Below are 319 nucleotides of genomic sequence, written 5' to 3'. Positions count from 1 at the left end.
TCTCAAAGCGGATTACTCCTTTAATCATTGCTTCATGCGAAGCTATGATATTATGCGGTATTAATCTCCCTTTCGGGAGGCTATTCCCCTCTTTGAGGTAGGTTACCCACGTGTTACTCACCCGTCCGCCGCTAGAAACCCGAAGGTTTCTCGCTCGACTTGCATGTGTTAAGCACGCCGCCAGCGTTCGTCCTGAGCCAGGATCAAACTCTCAATTTATAAGTTTGATTTAGCTCATCGCTATTCTTCATTATTAAATGAAGATTTTTTACTCTTGATTTTGATTACTCAAAATCTAAAGAATTGCTGGTTTACTCTT

Annotated in this window: 1 rRNA gene; it reads right to left on the bottom strand. The window is 41.7% G+C overall.

The features are described 5' to 3' along the window. Nucleotides 1–219 (bottom strand): 16S ribosomal RNA (locus tag RH99_RS18135); the annotation flags it as partial. Between the last annotated feature and the right edge of the window lie 100 nt (nt 220–319).

The sequence above is a fragment of the Clostridium arbusti SL206 genome, from assembly GCF_000246895.1.
Taxonomy (GTDB): Bacteria; Bacillota; Clostridia; order Clostridiales; family Clostridiaceae; genus Clostridium_I; species Clostridium_I arbusti.
The sequence above is the reverse complement of the archived record's forward strand: the minus strand, read 5'-3'. Positions and strand labels throughout refer to the sequence as shown.